Source organism: Streptomyces sp. NBC_00239 (assembly GCF_036194065.1).
Classification (GTDB): Bacteria; Actinomycetota; Actinomycetes; order Streptomycetales; family Streptomycetaceae; genus Streptomyces.
In genome coordinates this window covers 60378-76904 of the sequence record NZ_CP108095.1, presented here as the reverse complement: position 1 = coordinate 76904, position 16527 = coordinate 60378, and the positions used below count along the sequence as shown (strand labels likewise).

At 67.3% G+C, this 16527-nt stretch carries 18 protein-coding genes and 3 pseudogenes; 7 read left to right on the top strand and 14 right to left on the bottom strand.

Annotated elements, in window-relative coordinates; translation table 11 throughout:
- Positions 1 to 305: 305 nt before the first annotated feature.
- From OG764_RS00485 to OG764_RS00475, 3 genes are all read right to left on the bottom strand, one after another.
- Complete coding sequence (locus OG764_RS00485) at positions 306 to 1157, bottom strand: arylamine N-acetyltransferase family protein (protein ID WP_328966340.1); 852 nt, start codon at positions 1155 to 1157, stop codon at positions 306 to 308.
- 36 nt (positions 1158 to 1193) lie between these two features.
- Entirely contained in the window at positions 1194 to 1748 is a 555-nt protein-coding gene (locus tag OG764_RS00480; protein ID WP_328966339.1) for a GNAT family N-acetyltransferase, read from the bottom strand.
- 239 nt (positions 1749 to 1987) lie between these two features.
- Positions 1988 to 2839, bottom strand: a complete 852-nt coding sequence (locus OG764_RS00475; RefSeq protein WP_443056170.1) for a helix-turn-helix transcriptional regulator — start codon at positions 2837 to 2839, stop codon at positions 1988 to 1990.
- Between the two features lie 158 nt (positions 2840 to 2997).
- Between OG764_RS00475 and OG764_RS00470 the strand changes: the two genes are divergently transcribed.
- Positions 2998 to 3825: an alpha/beta fold hydrolase gene (locus OG764_RS00470; protein WP_328966338.1), complete on the top strand. Its 828-nt coding sequence runs from the start codon at positions 2998 to 3000 to the stop codon at positions 3823 to 3825.
- Between the two features lie 181 nt (positions 3826 to 4006).
- Here OG764_RS00470 and OG764_RS00465 read toward each other — a convergent pair whose 3' ends face one another.
- From OG764_RS00465 to OG764_RS00455, 3 genes and pseudogenes are all read right to left on the bottom strand, one after another.
- On the bottom strand, positions 4007 to 4621 hold the full coding sequence (locus tag OG764_RS00465) for a YdeI/OmpD-associated family protein (protein ID WP_328972839.1): 615 nt from the start codon (positions 4619 to 4621) through the stop codon (positions 4007 to 4009).
- Positions 4622 to 4908: 287 nt separating this feature from the next.
- Positions 4909 to 5251: pseudogene (locus OG764_RS00460) on the bottom strand (IS5 family transposase); the annotation flags it as partial.
- Positions 5252 to 5307: 56 nt separating this feature from the next.
- Entirely contained in the window at positions 5308 to 5772 is a 465-nt protein-coding gene (locus OG764_RS00455; protein ID WP_328966337.1) for a YxiG-like protein, read from the bottom strand.
- Positions 5773 to 5901: 129 nt separating this feature from the next.
- Between OG764_RS00455 and OG764_RS41625 the strand changes: the two are divergent.
- Both OG764_RS41625 and OG764_RS00450 read left to right on the top strand, forming a co-directional pair.
- Positions 5902 to 6039 (top strand): annotated as a pseudogene (locus tag OG764_RS41625) (IS630 family transposase); the annotation flags it as partial.
- 416 nt (positions 6040 to 6455) lie between these two features.
- Positions 6456 to 6965, top strand: coding sequence for an RICIN domain-containing protein (locus OG764_RS00450; protein WP_166663028.1), 510 nt, complete (start codon positions 6456 to 6458; stop codon positions 6963 to 6965).
- 216 nt (positions 6966 to 7181) lie between these two features.
- Here OG764_RS00450 and OG764_RS41620 read toward each other — a convergent pair.
- The 3 genes from OG764_RS41620 to OG764_RS00430 form a co-directional block, all read right to left on the bottom strand.
- Positions 7182 to 8262, bottom strand: a protein-coding gene (locus tag OG764_RS41620) for an IS630 family transposase (protein WP_443055837.1) whose coding sequence is annotated in 2 segments (ribosomal slippage) — positions 7182 to 7778 and positions 7780 to 8262 — 1080 coding nt in all. Because the reading frame shifts where the segments join, the coding sequence is not laid out codon by codon here.
- 127 nt (positions 8263 to 8389) lie between these two features.
- Positions 8390 to 8917: a transposase gene (locus OG764_RS00435; protein ID WP_328966336.1), complete on the bottom strand. Its 528-nt coding sequence runs from the start codon at positions 8915 to 8917 to the stop codon at positions 8390 to 8392.
- The gene (locus OG764_RS00430; protein WP_328966335.1) at positions 8914 to 9471 is read right to left on the bottom strand and encodes a helix-turn-helix domain-containing protein; all 558 of its coding nucleotides are present in this window, start codon (positions 9469 to 9471) and stop codon (positions 8914 to 8916) included. The genes OG764_RS00435 and OG764_RS00430 overlap by 4 nt, the downstream gene beginning before the upstream one ends.
- Positions 9472 to 9641: 170 nt before the next feature.
- Here OG764_RS00430 and OG764_RS00425 point away from each other — a divergent pair, with 170 nt between their 5' ends.
- Both OG764_RS00425 and OG764_RS00420 read left to right on the top strand, forming a co-directional pair.
- On the top strand, positions 9642 to 10850 hold the full coding sequence (locus tag OG764_RS00425) for an IS701 family transposase (protein WP_328966334.1): 1209 nt from the start codon (positions 9642 to 9644) through the stop codon (positions 10848 to 10850).
- Positions 10851 to 11045: 195 nt separating this feature from the next.
- Positions 11046 to 11267: a hypothetical protein gene (locus OG764_RS00420; protein WP_328966333.1), complete on the top strand. Its 222-nt coding sequence runs from the start codon at positions 11046 to 11048 to the stop codon at positions 11265 to 11267.
- 706 nt (positions 11268 to 11973) lie between these two features.
- Here the strand turns inward: OG764_RS00420 and OG764_RS00410 are convergent.
- Positions 11974 to 12372 (bottom strand): hypothetical protein, encoded by a 399-nt coding sequence (locus OG764_RS00410; protein ID WP_328966332.1) that lies wholly within the window; start codon positions 12370 to 12372, stop codon positions 11974 to 11976.
- A gap of 195 nt (positions 12373 to 12567) precedes the next feature.
- A complete protein-coding gene (locus OG764_RS00405; protein WP_328966289.1) occupies positions 12568 to 13392 on the bottom strand; it encodes an IS5 family transposase in 825 nt (274 codons plus the stop codon).
- Positions 13393 to 13674: 282 nt separating this feature from the next.
- Here OG764_RS00405 and OG764_RS00400 point away from each other — a divergent pair, with 282 nt between their 5' ends.
- The gene (locus OG764_RS00400; protein ID WP_328972837.1) at positions 13675 to 14112 is read left to right on the top strand and encodes a helix-turn-helix domain-containing protein; all 438 of its coding nucleotides are present in this window, start codon (positions 13675 to 13677) and stop codon (positions 14110 to 14112) included.
- A pseudogene (locus OG764_RS00395) lies at positions 13998 to 14362 on the top strand (transposase). Before OG764_RS00400 ends, OG764_RS00395 begins: the two are co-directional and overlap by 115 nt.
- A gap of 65 nt (positions 14363 to 14427) precedes the next feature.
- Here OG764_RS00395 and OG764_RS00390 read toward each other — a convergent pair.
- The 3 genes from OG764_RS00390 to OG764_RS00380 all read right to left on the bottom strand — a co-directional run bounded on the left by OG764_RS00390 (position 14428) and on the right by OG764_RS00380 (position 16517).
- On the bottom strand, positions 14428 to 15174 hold the full coding sequence (locus OG764_RS00390) for a hypothetical protein (protein WP_328966331.1): 747 nt from the start codon (positions 15172 to 15174) through the stop codon (positions 14428 to 14430).
- Between the two features lie 243 nt (positions 15175 to 15417).
- Positions 15418 to 16026, bottom strand: a complete 609-nt coding sequence (locus OG764_RS00385) for a hypothetical protein (protein WP_328966330.1) — start codon at positions 16024 to 16026, stop codon at positions 15418 to 15420.
- 110 nt (positions 16027 to 16136) lie between these two features.
- The gene (locus OG764_RS00380; protein WP_328966329.1) at positions 16137 to 16517 is read right to left on the bottom strand and encodes a hypothetical protein; all 381 of its coding nucleotides are present in this window, start codon (positions 16515 to 16517) and stop codon (positions 16137 to 16139) included.
- Positions 16518 to 16527: the final 10 nt, after the last annotated feature.

Sequence of the window (16527 nt, the reverse complement as noted above, 5' to 3'; positions counted from 1 at the left end):
AAGACCAGGAGGGCTTGGAGCTGCCCCCCATGGCGTGGCCGCCGTCATATTCAGGTGGTGTTGCGTCCAATGCCGCTGCCCTGTCCTGCTTACGGGAGCCGAGAGAAGGGATCGTGAGGATGAAGGTCGTCATCGTGTGCGCCTCCGTGTCGCACGGCAATACCCGCACGCGCCGGACTCTCCGCCGAAGTCCAGCACCTCACCGGTGACTTCACCGGCAGCGCCGGGATTCAGCACGCACCGGATCGTAGAAGACCACCCGGCCAGAGCCGGCGGGAACAGGAACCGGCGAGCCGACCGTCCCGTCAGCGCGTTGTCGCGCGCTGCCCGGCGGCCTCCCACTCCTGGTGCGCGATGTGGACGCGGTGCCACAGCGCCGCCCGCGCGGGGGTGGCGACGTCGGTCAGGTTCAGGTGGAACACGTCGGCCAGTACGTCGTACCAGTCGTCGGCCGAATCGATGGTCCGCTCGTACGTGCCTGCGGCGTCGATCCGGCGCAGCACACAGCCGCGCAGCATGTCCACGCCCTTGGCGTCGCGGAGCTGGGCTTGGAGGACCCGGACGAATCCGGACTCGGGGGAAGTGGACAGCCGCTCGTGCTCCGCGGCGAAGGAGGACAGTTCCACGGGCTCCGGCGCGAAGACCATCGCCGTGAACGCGCCGCGGGGGTCATGGGCGAAGCGCCAGCCACCGGGCACCACCGCCGACGGCGCCATCGCGTAGGTGAACGGACCCTGGGTGTAGCTGCCTTCGCGCAGCGGCAGCGGCTCGTACATTCCGCCGGCGAGTCCGGTGTCGACCAGCCACCGCTCGCCGTCGAGCCCCACGGTGAGCGCGAGATGGTCGCCGCCCGGGCCCTCGGGGTCCTCGACCTCGTCCTGCACCCCCGCCCGGTGCAGGGTCACGTCGTAGCCGAGGGCCGTCAGCAGCGCGGCGAAGGCCCCGTTGAGGTGGAAGCAGTAGCCGCCGCGCCCGCGCAGGATCCGGGCCACGGATTCGGCGGCGCCGATGCCCGACGGCCGTCCCAGCTGGTTGTCGAGGGTCTCGTAGGCGACCCGCTCCACCTGCGCCCGGTGCAGTGCCCACAGCGCCTCGGCGGTCGGGGCCGCCGGCCGGGCCACCCCCAGCACGGCCAGATACCCGTCGACGTCGATCATGCTTCCCCTCACCGTTCGAACGGACGATCAGCCTGGCTAGCCCTTCGAGTCCGGCTTCCAGTCCGGCTTCCAGTCCTGGACGAGGAGACCGAGCAGCACCTCGTCGAGGAACTCGCCCATCACCCAGGCCGAGGAGCGCATTACGCCCTCGCGGACGAAGCCGTTGCGCTCGGCGGAGCGCAGCATCCCGACGTTGTCCGACAGCGTCTCGATCTGCAGCCGCTGCAGGCCGCGCACGATGAAACCGTAGTGGCACAGCGTCGCGACCACGTCGGTGCCGTAGCCCTTGCCGCGGCAGGACGGCAGCAGTCCGAGGCCGATGTGCGCGGACCGGTTGTGGTTGTCGATGCCCCACAGCGTCGCGGTGCCGACCAGCGTGCCGCCTTCCAACTCCACCACGGAGAACGGGACGTGTCCTTGCTCCTTGTCGTCCACCACGAGCCGCGGGTCCTTCGAGCCGGGCGTGATCGGCCGCCACGGCCCGCCTTCGGCGCGCGAGGAGTTGACCACGTCGTCGTAGAGCTCGGCCCGCAGGATCGGGATGTCGTCCTCGTGCCGGGCCCTGAGCCCGACCTTGCTACCTCTAAGCATGAAAGCTTCCTATCCGACTGGGCTCGCCGACGGCAAACCAATTAGGCAACTGCATCAGCACCTCCCAGACCCCCGGCCCCCCCAGACCCCTGTGTGGGGCCGGGACCTCGATCCGGCAGGTCCTGCTCGGTGTTCTGGGGCCTGAGAGCGAGGAGACCGGGTGTCCCAGGTCGAGCGGGACGTGCAGCAGGTCAAGGGTGGTGCTGGTGGCGCACTGACGCGAAAGCGAGTGGTCGCACTCAGGAGCCGGTGGCGGAGAACCGCTCCGTACCGATGACTTGGAGCAGTGCGAGATGCCCGGTCGCCTCGCCGCCGGGCGGCGGGGTGTAGAGGACGAGGCGATGGTCGCCCTCGGGGGCGAGCAGCACCTGGCAGTCCAGGTCGACCGGGCCGACGGCTTCGTGCAGGACCCGCATCCGGGTGTGCCGGCGTACGGCGACCTCGTGGAGCTCCCACAGCTCGCGGAACTCCTCGCTCGCTTCGCTCAGCCGATGAAGGAGCCGATCGGAGGCCGCGTCCTTGCCGCGTCGGGCCACGGCGGCCCGCAGGTCGGCGACGTGCAGCCGACTGTAGTAGTCGTGCTCCTCGGGCGGGAAGGCAGCCCGGACCGAGGGCTGGGTGAACCAGCGCCAGGCGACGTTGCGGCCGTGCTCGGAGACCGAGCACACCCCGCTGAACAGGGCCTCGGCGAGCGCGTTCTGGGCGAGGACGTCACCGAGGTCGTTGAGCACCTGCACCGGGGTGCCGGTCAGCTGGTCGAGCAGGTGGAGCAGGGAGGGGCCGACGTGGCCCGGGCCGGTCTGCACCGTCGGCGGCGGATGCCCGGCCAGTACGTAGAGGTGGTCGCGTTCGTCCGTGGTCAGCCGCAGGGAGCGGGCGAGCGAGGCCAGCATCTGTGCGGAGGGCTGCGGGCCGCGCGCCTGCTCCAGACGTATGTAGTAGTCGGCCGACATCCCGGCCAGCTGGGCCACTTCCTCGCGCCGCAGCCCCGGGGTGCGGCGGCGCGGGCCGGCGGTCAGCCCCACGTCCTCGGGGCGGACCTGGTCTCTGCGGCGCCGCAGGAAGTCGGCGAGCTCACGACGGTTGATCATCACGGTGCCCATCCTGCCGCAGGGGCCCTGCCCGAACCAGGGACTGCCGATCCCAGGGTCAGGAGGTCTCTCCCGCACCCGGACGGGCGGCGGCAAGGTGGTGGACATCGCAAGGAGCGGAGCCAACCGGTTCCGCCCGGTCCCACCGAGGAGATCCCATGACCATCACCAGCCACACCCTGACCACCACCAGCCACACCGTCACCGTCGCCGACGCCCGAGTCCACTACGAGCGCACCGGCACCGGCAGCGGCCCCGCCCTCGTCCTGGTCCACGGCACCGGTTCCTCTGGCGCAGGACTGACCTGGGGCCAGATCGCCCCGAGGTTCGCCGACACCCGCACCGTCATCACCCCGGACCTGTCCGGTACCGACCGCACCACGGACGCAGGCGAGCCGCTGACCGTGGAGGGCCTGGCCGCCCAGGTGATCGCCGTCGTCGAAGACGCCGGTACGGGCCCGGTGGACCTGGTCGGCTTCTCCATGGGTGCCCCGGTGACCGCGGCCGTCGCCGCACTGCGCCCCGATCTCGTACGCCGCCTCGTTCTGGTCGCGGGCTGGGCGCACACCGACGGCGACGAGTACCTGCGCAACCTGTTCACGCTGTGGCAGCAACTCGGTGACAGCGACCCCGCCGCCTTCGGACGCAGCGTCACCATGACCGGTTTCAGCCGCGGCTTCCTCAACGCCATCGGTCGCGACCAGGTGGAGCAGCTCATCCCCAACATGCCGCCGACCCCAGGGACCCTGCGCCACGTGGCCCTGGACACCCGGATCGACATCCGTGATCTGCTGCCGCGGATCCAGGCCCGCACGCTGGTGCTCGGCGGTGCGCAGGATGCCACGGTCCCCGTGGAGCACAGCCGCGCCCTGCACGCCGCGATCGCGGACAGCACGTACGCCGAACTCGACGCCGGCCACGTGATGTTCTTCGAGAAGGCCGACGAATTCATCAAGGTGGTGGCTGATTTCATCGAGGCGCCGTGATGCTTCTGTGCCGCTTCGTCTACTACAGGCCCAACCCCAACCCGAGCCCCAACCCAAGCCCCAACCCAAGCCCCAACCCGAGCCCGAGCCCGAGGTTCCGAATGCGCCGGCTGACCATGTCGGGCACGCGTCCGCGGTTCCGGCGAATGGCACCGGTTTACCCGCTCCGGCAGGCGTCCGGTCACGGCGTCGGCGGGTTCTCCGGCTTGGCTCGCTGCGGGTGGAGCGTCTCGTGCCGGGCCAGCATAGCCACGCACTCGGCGATCTTCCGGCTGCGTGTCTCTGCCCGTTGGGCGGCGTTGACCCGGTAGATGAGGGCGAAGCGGTTGGTCTTGGTGAGCACATCGAACATCGCCTGCGCCGCTGGATCGGCGGCGATCGCGGCTCGCAGGTCGGCCGGCACCTCCGCTTCCGATGAAGGCGCGTAGGCGGCCGTCCACCGCCCATCGGCCTTCGCGGCGTCCACGGCGGCGCGGCCGGCGGGCAGCATCAGGCCGGCAGCCTCCAGTCGGGCCACGTTCGCGACGTTGCGCTGGGACCAGACGCTGCGAGGCCGACGCGGGGTGAACCGCCTCCAGGAACTGCCCTCGTCGCGCTTGCGGGCCTGCCCGTCGATCCAGCCGAAGCACAGTGCCTCGTCGACCGCCTGCTGCCAGGTCAGCGTGGTGACGGAGCCGCCCTTCCTGGTCAGGGCGAGCCACACGCCAGGAGACGTGGTGTGGTTCTCCAGCAGCCACGCACGCAGCGCCGCGCCGTCAGCAACGATCAACTCATCCAGCTCGGTTCCGGTCACCACCGCAGGGTAGTGCCCGGTAGTCGACGGGGTACGGGTCTCGGGCGAGGATGACGAGCGCCTTGGTGAAGGGCTCGCGCGTCGAGAGGAGCGGCTCGCCCCGGCCGGCAGGTCCCGTCGAGGTGGCAGTGCCGTAGCCGGGTGCTGGCGTCCGTCCTGATGCCGCTGTTGCTGCGCCGGGGGAGCCCGGCGGCTGCCGCGCACCGCCAGGCGGGCGTGCAGGCTCTGCCCCGCTGTTTCGCCCTGGTGTTCTGGAACTTCGCCCCCCCCTGAGGCGGGTGCTGGCGGCGGGTCGGTGCGGGCGCCGGCCGCATGCTGATGAGCCCGCGCGATGGTGGAGTCGACCGAGATGTCCCAGTCGATCTCACCCGCCGTATCCGCGGCGGCCTGAACCTGTTGGAGCATTCGCTCCCATGTCCCGTCGCCCGACCACAGGCGGTGCCGTTCGTAGACGGTCTTCCACGGACCGAACCGTTCGGGCAGGTCACGCCACTGAACGCCGGTCCGCACCCGGTGCAAAATCCCGTCGATTACCTGCCGGTGGTCCCGCCACCTGCCACAACGCCTGTTGCTGACCGGCAGGAACGGCCGTAGCCGTTCCCACTCCGCATCGCTCAGATCACCCCGCCCCATGTCCACATCAACGCCCCGGACCCACGCCCGTCACAAGATCACACGAATCCTGGCTCTCAGTCCGCGACGAAGGGTGCGTATCCGACCGGCACCTCGCTCACCTCAAGGTCTGAGAAGAGCAAGGTCAGATCGTGAGCGTTGGTCTCAATGTGAACCTCATGGAAGTCGATCCCGACAGCCTTCGACCAGCGGAGGGCAGCCTCCGACTTGAGACGAAGCTCGGCTCCGTACAGCTCGTGATGGTTCGCGCCCCAGACGTAACCGTCGAGGTCGATGGCGGTTTCGCTGTCGAGGAGCCGGGCGTCCAAGGAATCCCGCCAGGTCTCCGTGGACAGGAACGTCTCACATCGGGCCTCGACGCAGTACCGGAAGAGATACCGCAGGTAGGTCGATGGGCTCTGGGGGCCCTCCCAGACGTTGATGATGACCTCGTAGTCCCGCATGTAGGTGGTGTATCCGTGGTGCACGACAAGGGCTTCGATGGGCTCGTTCAGCGTCCGCTGAAGTTCTGCGGTGTCCATGGCGCCCTTCTACCTCACTTGGCAAGCCCTTCGACAGCGAGATTCACAGCGTTACTGACTTCGGCTCGTCAGGGTGAATCTTCGCGAAGTCCCTGAAGGGCCTGGAGCGGTGGCTGTATCCCGTGCTGTGTGAGGTATGCGGATGGGGGCGGGCTGACCGATGAGGGGCGGCAGCGTCGGGAAGCGGTACGGATGCAGGCAGCCGAGCTCTTCGAGCAGAAGGTCAAGCCGCCGGAGGTGGCAAGGCGCCTGCGGGTGAGCCTGAAACCTACGACCTGCGCCTGGCAGGCGAATGGGTGAATACAGCCCAGGGAAGGACGCCTGTGGCCGCCGTCGGTGATGTTGGCACGACGGCGGAGGATCAGTACGCAGTGGTTCTCGATGACCCTGCGGCAGCCGCGATCCAGACCACCGCAGACGAAGTGCATCGACTGGTCGACACCGACCAGTCGTACCTATCGCACGTACCACGCGTATGCGAGAGGTGCGCCTTGAACTCGTTGCCAATCCTTGAAGTTGCACGCGGATGGACGCTAGGGGAAGGTTGGGAGGTCGGCGTCATGCCAGGGAAACGCAAGGCGTGCTTGGGCTGCCGGCTGGACCAGTGCAGCTCGTTCATGAGGCGTCACGCCGCTAGTTCTACAGTCAAGAACTCCAACCCTGAAGAGACGTGGCGAATTACGGTGAGTGCCCTCAAGCGTCACGGCGCTGTGGCCATCATGGCGGCCTCGCTGGCGGTGAGCGGAATTACCGTTCCGTCTGCCGCGGCGGACGGAGGAGTATTAGTCCGCAACCAGCGCAGCCTCAAGTGCCTCGAGATCAGCACTGGCTCGCTTGCCAAGGGGACTAAGGCCGTGCAGTGGACTTGCACGGGCAACCAGCACCAACTGTGGCGAGTAAACGACCTGAACAACGGCTACGTCCAACTCCAGGTAGAACACAGTGGGCAGTGCCTGGAAGTCGACAATGCCAGCCTCGCGCCCGGTGCCGGGGTTCTGCAGTGGCCCTGCCACGGCGGCGTCCACCAACAATGGAAGAAGATCGCCGTGGGCGACCGCTTCCAGTTCAAGGCCAGGCACAGCAGCCAGTGTCTCGAGGTCGACCAGGCTGCCGACGACGGCTTCGGGAACGGTGACAGGGTCCTACAGTGGCCCTGCCACGGTGACTACCAGCAGCAGTGGCGTCTGGGTTGAGTGTGGTACAGGGAGGCTGTCCCGACCAGGGATCGTTCAAGAATCTGAACGGCGAGGACCCCGGCAGATGTCGCCGGGGTCCTCGCGTCGGTGCGGTCAGATGTCGATGTCGACGGTCTGGTAATTCCCCAGCGCCACCCGTCAGCGGCAGTGTCACACCGTGCTGACAGCATGCTGCCATGACAACCACATCGCCCGATTGCTGACTTCGGCTCGTCAGAGTGACACTGGGTTGTCGAGGGCCAGGCCGGTTCCGGTGATGAAGCCGTCGAGGGTGTCTGGCCGATACTGAAGTCGCTTGAGCCGGTTGCGTACGAGGACCTCAAGCCGGTCCAGGGCGACTACGGCGAGGTTGGCCAGGCTGCGCTTGACGTGCGCCCATACCCCCTCGACCGGGTTGAGGTCGGGCGAGTACGCAGGCAGCAGGAACACCGTCAGCCATTCGCGCTCGGCGATCAGCTCACGCATGACGTGAGAGACGTGGGTGTTCAGACGGTCCCACACCAGCACAATCGGCGCTTTGACGAGGTGGTGGACGCCGTCCATCAGCGCGATGAAGTCACGCTCGCCCATGCTGCGGCGCTTGCCCTTGCCCGCGGGGTGGGTGCGCAGACGGTGACACAGCCGGGTGCGGGAGCTGGGCCGTATCGCGATCAGCCCGGCGACCGACAGGCGCCCCGAGCGGCGTCCACTCACGGTCACGACCGGGGTGTGGCCGCGCCGGCCCCAGGTGCGTCCTTTGGGCGGTCTCCGGGTGAACCCGGCTTCGTCCTCGAAGCAGATGTAGCCTCCGCAGGCCGCCCGGGCCCTTTTTTGCCTCCGCCCAGGTCGCCTCCTTCCACGCGGTCACGGCCTGCTCGTCGCGTTCGGCGACCCGCCGGGCGGGGACCTGCGGGCTGAAGCCGAGCCGGCGCATCAGTCTCGTGGCCCCAGAGACGCTGTAGGAGACGTGGAACTTCCTGCCGATCAGCGTGGCCACCCGAGCGGCGGTCCACACCTGGTCCTCCACCCATCCATGCGCAGCCGGCCCCTGCTCGAGATACCCGGAGAGCTTCTCCAGACAGCGCGGTGACAGACGGCATCGCGACCCGCTCGGGCCACGCGAGGCCAGAGCCTCACGACCGCCGTCTCGCCACAACTGGTGCCACTGGTAGACCGATTTCAGGCTCACCCGCAGGCGCCTTGCCACCTCCGGCGGCTTGACCTTCTGCTCGAAGAGCTCGGCTGCCTGCATCCGTACCGCTTCCCGACGCTGCCGCCCCTCATCGGTCAGCCCGCCCCCATCCGCATACCTCACACAGCACGGGATACAGCCACCGCTCCAGGCCCTTCAGGGACTTCGCGAAGATTCACCCTGACGAGCCGAAGTCAGTAGACACACGTCGGCTCAGAGATCGCCCGGACAAGTCCTAATGCTGTGTTCCTTAAAGGCAGTAGATGTAGCGGCGGCGTAGGTGTCGCGTGGGTGGTGCGGGTCTGCCCCAGATCCATGGCCGTGCTCGTCGGTTGAGCTGGGCGGTGGCGAGTTCGGTGGCCTGGGTGATCTCATCGGGTCTGGCGAAGGACTGTCCGGCGAGGGCTGCTTTGCGGAAGATGCGCCACCAGGCTTCCTGGAGGTTGAGCCAGCACGCGCCGACCGGGATGAAGACGTGCTTGATCCGGGGATGCTCCTCGAGCCAGGTCCGGGTGGAGAGGCTGTTGTGCGAGGACAGGTTGTCGGTGATCACGTAGATGTCCCCGGCCGGGTTGGCGGCCTCGAGTTTCTGTAGAAACTGCTGGTAGAAGACGCTGTTGCGGGACGGGGCGGTCATCGTGACCTGCTGTCCGTCTCTGACGCGGAGGCCATCGTAGACCCAGGTCTTCTCCGGCCCGCGGCCGTAGTCGAGCTCGGCTTTGATACGACGGCCATCAGGTGACCAGCCCGGCGCCGGCGGGAAAGTACGCGGGCTCACCGGCCCGAGCTCGTCGGTACAGACGACCGTCGCGCCGATGGGCGGGTGGGTGTAGAGGCCGATGATCCGTGTCCTTTTCCCTCGAAATCACGGTCCTTCGACCTCACCCAGGAACGGGTACGGCGCCAGCGGACGCCCTCGGCCAGCAGAATCCGGCGGACCTGGGACCTTCCCACCTCGATCCCGTGACGGCGAGCAGCCTCCGCAAGGGCGTCGAGTGTCCACTCCGGCGGCCCCGCCTCGTCGTCCACCGCCAGTTCACCGTCCTCACCCCTGGTCAGACGGCCCACAGGCGCCTGTCTGACCAGCGCGACGATCCTCGACCGTTCCACCTCGGTGATCCGCCGGGGACGGCCGCTGACCGGCCGGTCCTCCAGCCCCTCGAGCCCGAGCGTGTTGAAGCGATGGAGCCACCACCGCACCGTCTTCGCGTGACAGCCGAGCTCCGCCGCGATTGCTGCCACCCGCAGGCCGTCCCAGCTCAGAGCGATGATCCGCGCTCTCATCACCAGATCGGCCGGCGCCTTCCGGGCACCCGCCAGCCTGGCGATCACCCTTTCCTCACCCTGCCCCGAAGCAGCCCGGGCACGCAGCAATGTCGGCACAACCCACCCCCTGCCACCACCCAACAAGCCCTATATACCCGCAACTTGAGGAAGCAAGCACTAGTAGTGCTTTGTTAGCTGGTCTTGTCACGTCGGGTGTCTGGTAGTTCGCTGGTTGTATGAGGGCTGGGGAGCTTGCTGCGGTTCGGGTCCGGTTGGAGGAGTTCGCTTCCGAGGTGTTCGCGCCGCTGGTGCGGCGGGACCAGCGTGAGAAGGGCTTGCTCTACGTGCGGGGGCTGTTGCTGGATGGCCGGCGGAAGTCGATGCAGCCGATGGCCGAACGGCTCGGTGTCGATCACCAGCAGTTGCAGCAGTTCATGACGTCCTCGACCTGGCCGGTCCAGGACGTCCGGGCTCGGCTCGCTTGGCGGGCGGTGGCAGCGGTGCGGCCCGAGGTCTGGGTCGTGGACGACACCGGCTTTCCCAAGGACGGCACCGCCTCGCCGGGGGTGGCCCGCCAGTACGCGGGCACGCTGGGCAAGGTCGGCAATTGCCAGATCGGTGTCAGCGTCCACGCCGCTTCCGACACGGCCTCCTGCCCGCTGTCGTGGCGGCTGTTCCTGCCCGTCTCATGGGACGGGCCCGAGGCGGCCGCACGTCGCGAGGCCTGCCGGATCCCCGACCTCGAGCACCACCGCCCCAAGTGGCAGCTCGCGCTGGACATGCTCGACGAACTCGACGGCATCGGCCTGCGGCCCGCCGCGCTGGTAGCGGACACCGGCTACGGCGCGAACGCAGACTTCCGCCACGGCCTGGAAGAACGCCGCCTGGCCTACGTCCTGCAGGCGAAAGCCGAGATGACCGCCCACGGCGAGGAGGCCCAACCACACCAGCCCGCATACAGCGGGCTGGGGCCCCGGCCGCTACCCCGTTACCGCACTCGGCCCGTCTCCTTACGCGACCACATGCTGACCGCCGGCCGACGGGCGGGACGCACGCTGACCTGGCGCAAGGGCTCCAAGGCGGCGATGAGCTCGCACTTCGTGCTCCTGCGGGTCCGCCTCGCGGGCCGTCGGCCCAAGCCCGCCGCTGACGGCACGATTCCCCTCGTCTGGTTGATCGCCCAGTGGCCCGAAGGCGAGGCGGAGCCGGTGAAGTACTGGATCTCGAACCTGCCCGCCGACCTACCGCCGAAGGACCTGGTCCGTCTCGCGAAGACCCGCTGGCGGATCGAGCACGACTACCGCGAGCTGAAAACAGTCCTGGGCCTCGACCACTTCGAGGGCCGCTCCTTCACCGGCTGGCACCGGCACGTCACCCTCGTCACCGCCGCCCACCTGTTCCTGACCGAACAACGGAGGGCCCCAAAAGCCCCTGCCAGGGCCTGACCCTCTACCAGGCCCTGGACCTCCTCCAACACCTCATCGCCACCTGGACCGGCACCTGCCCAACCTGCCGACAACCCACCAGACAGCCCTTCGACAGCAGCTAACAAAGCACTACTAGGACCTGTCCTGGCGATCATCCGGTAAGGCGCCTCGGTGACATTTTGACCGGAATCGTGGGAAGGGGCGGGCGAATCCGTGGACAGTGACCTGCGGCGTGCGGTGGTCGTGACGCTTGGCGAACTCGGGCGAAGCGATGACTGGCGTGACCGGGCGGATGCCGGTCACAGCCTGGCAGGGTTCGCCGAGACGCCGGAGGCCGTAGAGCTACTGCTGGGCCTTGTGCTCGACCGTGGTGACACCTTCGTCACCCGGCGGACCGCGGAGGGCTTGCTTCGGCGAAAGGACAGGTTCGACTGACGATAGTCGCGTCCGCACTGGCAGTCGCCAACGACAACCACGCCGATTACATCCACACCGCGATCGTCGATGTCTTCAGCATCTTCTCGGACGATCTGGACGAGGCGCTACGGATCCGCGACGAGATGTCGGGCTACACCGACGATCATGTTGCCCAGGGCGCCCGTCGGCTGCACGAGAGCCTGGCAGAGATCAATCCCGTTCTCCGCCCCGCACAGCGGCGGTTCGATCGCTGTTGTGAGGTGCAGAACCTCGACTACGGCAGCGCGGAACGCTACCAGATCAGTGAAACGGAGCATTCCCGTCGATCATGTGCGGAGCCAGATCGTGAGAGCTGCCGCAGTGGCGGTGCCGAGGTCGACGTAATGGCGCTTGTCGTAGCGGGTGGCTACCGCCCGGTGCTGCTTCAACAGGTTGAGAGCCCGTTCGACGGCGTTTCGTTTCTTGTACCGCTCCTCATTCATCGAAGGCCAGCAGTGTCTGCCGGAGTGGCGCGTATGCGCAGTCGAACATGCGGAGCACCGTGACGGTCATAGCTGTGTCGTCGGCGTCGACGAGGTTGCTGTCGGCCATGGCCGCCAAGCCGTGGGGGCGTGAGCGGCGCTGCTGTGCCCGGCAGCCACGACGGACGGCCCCGGGCGGAACGCATCCCGCCCGGGGCCATTCGCAATGTCGAACGCAGTTGAGATCCGCGACGGGGAAGGACTCAGCCGCAGCTGAGGCAGTCCCATGCACTCCAGTCTGCGCCGGGAGCGGTGCGGAGCAGACCCCAGGTCTGGGTGTTGGAGCCCTTGGCGTAGATCAAGATGGCGTGGGGGGCGATGTCGGTCCGCTCCCTGATACTGATCTTGCTCCAGACGGTTCCCCCGAGGGAGTACCAGCCGGACCATTGCCCATTGGTGGTCCAGCGGGTCCACACTGCGTAATCGGTGCCGACCAGGAACTGTTCCCGCTGGTCCCCCGGAAGCGTGTGGTTGGTGACCCCGTACTCGCAGATGTACTGGGCGCCCCCGGTACTGCACGGGGCGGCCTGGGCCGGCGCGGCGGCGACGGCGAGTCCGGCCATGGCGGCGAACGCGAGGATGGCGGCCTTGATCTTCTTCACAGCTGGTGACGCTCCTTCGATGACATGCCGGGAAGTTGTCGGTCAGTCAACTCCCGTACGCGTGTTCACCCTAGTCAAGCGCCCCACCCCCTCCGGCACCGGGCCTCTCTGGCGCTTCGAATCACGGATGGCCCTGCGCGGCCCCGAGAGGCCGTAAGTGAGCGTTTGATTCTCGGTTGTCTGTTTTATTTGGGGTCAGGTGTCGCGCCAGTTGGGGGTGTTTTGGTGGGTGAGGCGTCGGGTCATGAGGTTGATGGCGGCGATTTGGATCATGGCTGCTGATCGGTGTGGGTGGGTTTCGTAGTCGCGGGCCAGGCGGCGGTGGTGCATGAGCCAGCCGAGGGTTCTTTCGACGACCCAGCGGCGGGGTTGGACTGTGAAGCCGTGGGCGTGGGGGTCGCGTTGGACGATCTCGAGGTCGATGCCGCGGGTGGCGGCGTGTTCGATGGCTTTGTTCTTGTAGCCGTTGTCGGCCCAGGCTTTGGTGATGGTGGGGTGGCGGGCTGCGAGATGGTCGATGAGGTGGGTGCAGGCGGCGGAGTCGTGGACGCTGGCGGCGGTGACGAGGACGGCCAGGAGGAGGCCGAGGGTGTCGGTGGCGATGTGCCGTTTGCGGCCGATGATCTTTTTCGCGGGGTCGATGCCCTGGTCGGCGAGGTGGACGTTGGCTGAGGTCTTGATGCTTTGGGAGTCGAGCAGGCAGGCGGTGGGCTCTGGTTCGCGGCCTTCGGCCTGGCGGGGCAGGGTGCGCAGGAGGCCGTTGAGGTGGTCGAAGATGCCGTCGTTTTGCCAGTGGGCGAAGTAGCCGTAGACGCTTTGCCAGGGTGGGAAGTCGTGCGGTAGGTAGCGCCAGGGGATGCCGGTGCGGTCGACGTAGAGGATGGCGTTCATGAGTGCCCGCAGGTCGTGGTGGGGCCGGCGGATTCCGGCGCGGGCCTGGCGCCAGGTTTCGAGGGTGGGGCGGATCAGTTCCCACCGCGCGTCGGACAGGTCGCTGGGGTAGGGCCGGGGTGGTCGCATGATGTGGGGATACCGGCGCTTGCAGCTGTCGGGGAGGGCGTGTGCGGTGGCATCGGGAGCGTTGGCAGGCGTCCTGGATACGTCGTGAAGTAGGTCATGTGCAATTGAGACGGGATGTTCCGGTGACAACCGGATCACTTCGCCTGCCGACCGCTCTTCAGGAAAGCCATATTCCAGTACAGACGGCACGGCAATTCTGCGGCACCGGCAGTTCAAAACTGCGTCAGACCAGTGCGAACATAACCAAAACGCTCACTAAGCCCTCGCGCATTCGGGAAGCTGGTGACGGTTCTGCGGCGCCAGGGTGCGGACGCGGTCCGCAGGGGCCGACCGTGGAGTCTTCCGCTGGAGGACCGGGCACTGCTGGTCGCGGCGTACTGGCGGACGAATCTCACGATGAGCCAGCTCGCCCCGCTGTTCGGGGTGTCCAAGTCGGCGGCGGACCGGATCATCGACCACCTCGGGCCGATGCTCGCGCTCCAGCCCCGCAAGCGGTTCGCCAAGGACACCGTGCTCATCGTCGACGGCACCCTGGTCCCACCCGCGACCACACCATCGCCGAGCGGTCGAAGAACTACCGCTACTCCACCAACCACCAGGTCGTCATCGACGCCGACACCCGCCTGGTCGTCGTGGTCGGCCGGCCACTTGCCGGAAACCGCAACGACTGCAGGGCGTGGGAGGAGTCCGGCGCCAAGGCGGCTGTCGGCAACACACTAACGATCGCCGACGGTGGCTACCCTGGCACCGGACTCGTCATCCCCCACCGCCGCGAGCGCGGGCGGAGCGAACTCCCGGACTGGAAGAGGAGCACAACAAGTCGCACAAGCAGGTCCGGGCCCGGGTCGAGCACGTCTTTGCCCGCATGAAGACCTGGAAGATCCTCCGCGACTGCCGCCTCAAGGGCGACGGCGTTCACCACGCCATGCTCGGCATCGCCCGGATTCACAACCTCGCCCTCGCCGGATAGACCTCCCAGCGGTACAGCAGCTCACCATGCCCCAGGCCACTCAGAGATCATTTACGGGACAGCCCTTAGCCGGGGGGCTTCAGGCAGAAGCGGGCGTAGTAGTAATAGGCCCGGGTGTCCTCCGACGTGAAATGGCCGCCCTTCAGATAGCCTTCGATCTCCGAGGCCTTCTCCTGGATGCCCACAGCGTAATTGGCCCAATTTATGGCTGTGTTCAAGGAATTGACGATCCAGCGCTCGGCGAGGATCGACTGGGCCTTCCCCTCGATCGCCTCCAGTGCGCCGTCCACATGGTCGTGGCTCTCGGTGGGTACGCCGATTCTTTGCTTCTGACTGTTCGACAGCATGCTCCACGCTTCGCCACACGCCACGTCCTCGATGACCTCAGCCGCGGCCTTCTTCATGTCGGTCAGCAACTGCGACCACGTGGTGGCATCGGTGCTCCCCTGAGAGATGACGGCGGCGTTCGTCACCGCGGCGGCGTCGGCCTCCAGGGTCGAACCCCTGCGGAGCACGTCCATTTGGTTCGCCAGCGCCTCCCCTCGGACGACAGCGGCCACGACCTCCTCCGGCCGGTTCTTGGGGGCTGCCGACAGGAGTTCGTCCAGTGTCGTCTTCTGCACGCCCAGCTCGGTCAGTTCGCCGGGGCGGAACGTGTCCGCGAGGGTTTTACCCCGTGTGAAGACGTCATCGAAACTGGTCAGCCATTTAGCGGTTTCGGTGCCCGACCCGTGTTTGCAGCCCGTGCTCAGAGCACCCACACAGACGAGGGACGTGACGAGGAGAATCAGGAGACGAGGTAAGCGGAACATGAGGTCTCCCTCTGGGAGCCACCACGTGTTACTTCCGGTTCTCATCGTACGCTCGCGGCCGTCGCCAGGCCTGATCAGGCGGCGGCCACTGGTTCACAGCCACTGGTGGATCGCGCCGATGTGGATGGTGGCCTCGTTCTGAGGGCGCAAGCCGAGCCTTTGAGTATGCCCGGGCCTGAGAGCCCTGTTGGCATTGAAGCGGTCCTGTTGCTGCGGGACCAAGGCACGCGTCCCGCCACGGGTTCAGCGCCCAGGTGTCAGACCACCGAGCTGGACGTAGGTGCCGTTGGAGGTGCAAGTTCTGAGTGGGGTGACACAGACGTGGTCAGCGGTCCAGTCGCTGGTGCCGAGAGGGGCCATGGTCGGGGGGATGTACCAGCCGAACGAGAACACGAACCTGTATGCGCCGGCTGTGCTGACGGTCGGCTGAATGTAGACGGCGGGGAAGGAGACCGCGGGCTGCTGCGCGGTGATGGTGCTACTGAGGTCCTTCTTCGAGACGACCACCCAGTTCTGCTGGTCGTCGAGCCGTTGAATGATGAAGAGCAGAATGATGGTCTGGGCACCCGCGTGAGCCGGGCTGCGGTTAGCGGTCGGACCGACGTCGCTGAGGAATGTGAGCGTGGTGGGCTGCCAGCTGTACTTGAGATCGGTCACGCTCACCTTTGGTAGCTCCACCTTCCCCGGCTGGCCCGTTTCTGCGGGGGCCCAGGCACCGGCCGGTGTCACCGGGCCGAACAGGGTGACTAGCAGGATCACCACCAGGCTGAGCAGGCCGACAGACGTGGATCCCTGGCGAGACGGGCGGACAACGCCAGGTTGGTCGTGAAATCTTCGCATGCGAAGCATCATGGGCTGTCTCCCCACCAACGGGTTCCCCGGGAAAAGCGTGCCCTAGCGACGGTCCCAAGGCTCCGTGCGCGGATCACCGGGGCTTTTCGACCAGCTTAAGACTGCAGCCTTCATCGCGCAGGAACCGCGGTTCCGGTGGCCACGCACCGGCTCCAACACGGTCGCCATTGGTTGATCAGGTTCTGCTGGGCGAACAGGGCGATCAGACCGCCGGCGAGGGCTGCGACGTCGGCGCCGGTGTGCCCGAAGGCGAGGAACCGCGGGGAGGCCTCGTTGTTGCACAGCGGCAGGACCTCCCGCACGAGGTCGCGCACCACGCTCTCGGTCTCGCGTCCTTCCTTGGGCAGGTCGGTGACCAGCAGGTCGCGCAGCTCGTTGGGGGCGAGCCGGCGCTGGGCGACGCCGTCTGCAAGCTTGAAGTCGCAGCCGACCGTGACCAGTTTCTCCAGCAGCCGTACGGTGTCGTCTCGGTTCTCCGGGGTGATCAGCATGTGCCGCTCC

Excerpts from the sequence above, each read along its gene's own strand:
- OG764_RS00475 (WP_443056170.1), bottom strand. The coding sequence starts at position 2,839 with ATGATCAACCGTCGTGAGCTCGCCGACTTCCTGCGGCGCCGCAGAGAC.
- OG764_RS00385 (WP_328966330.1), bottom strand. The coding sequence starts at position 16,026 with ATGATGCTTCGCATGCGAAGATTTCACGACCAACCTGGCGTTGTCCGC.
- OG764_RS00425 (WP_328966334.1), top strand. The coding sequence starts at position 9,642 with ATGAGGGCTGGGGAGCTTGCTGCGGTTCGGGTCCGGTTGGAGGAGTTC.
- OG764_RS00380 (WP_328966329.1), bottom strand. The coding sequence starts at position 16,517 with ATGCTGATCACCCCGGAGAACCGAGACGACACCGTACGGCTGCTGGAG.
- OG764_RS00470 (WP_328966338.1), top strand. The coding sequence starts at position 2,998 with ATGACCATCACCAGCCACACCCTGACCACCACCAGCCACACCGTCACC.
- OG764_RS00485 (WP_328966340.1), bottom strand. The coding sequence starts at position 1,157 with ATGATCGACGTCGACGGGTATCTGGCCGTGCTGGGGGTGGCCCGGCCG.
- OG764_RS00455 (WP_328966337.1), bottom strand. The coding sequence starts at position 5,772 with ATGGACACCGCAGAACTTCAGCGGACGCTGAACGAGCCCATCGAAGCC.
- OG764_RS00480 (WP_328966339.1), bottom strand. The coding sequence starts at position 1,748 with ATGCTTAGAGGTAGCAAGGTCGGGCTCAGGGCCCGGCACGAGGACGAC.
- OG764_RS00405 (WP_328966289.1), bottom strand. The coding sequence starts at position 13,392 with ATGCGACCACCCCGGCCCTACCCCAGCGACCTGTCCGACGCGCGGTGG.
- OG764_RS00390 (WP_328966331.1), bottom strand. The coding sequence starts at position 15,174 with ATGTTCCGCTTACCTCGTCTCCTGATTCTCCTCGTCACGTCCCTCGTC.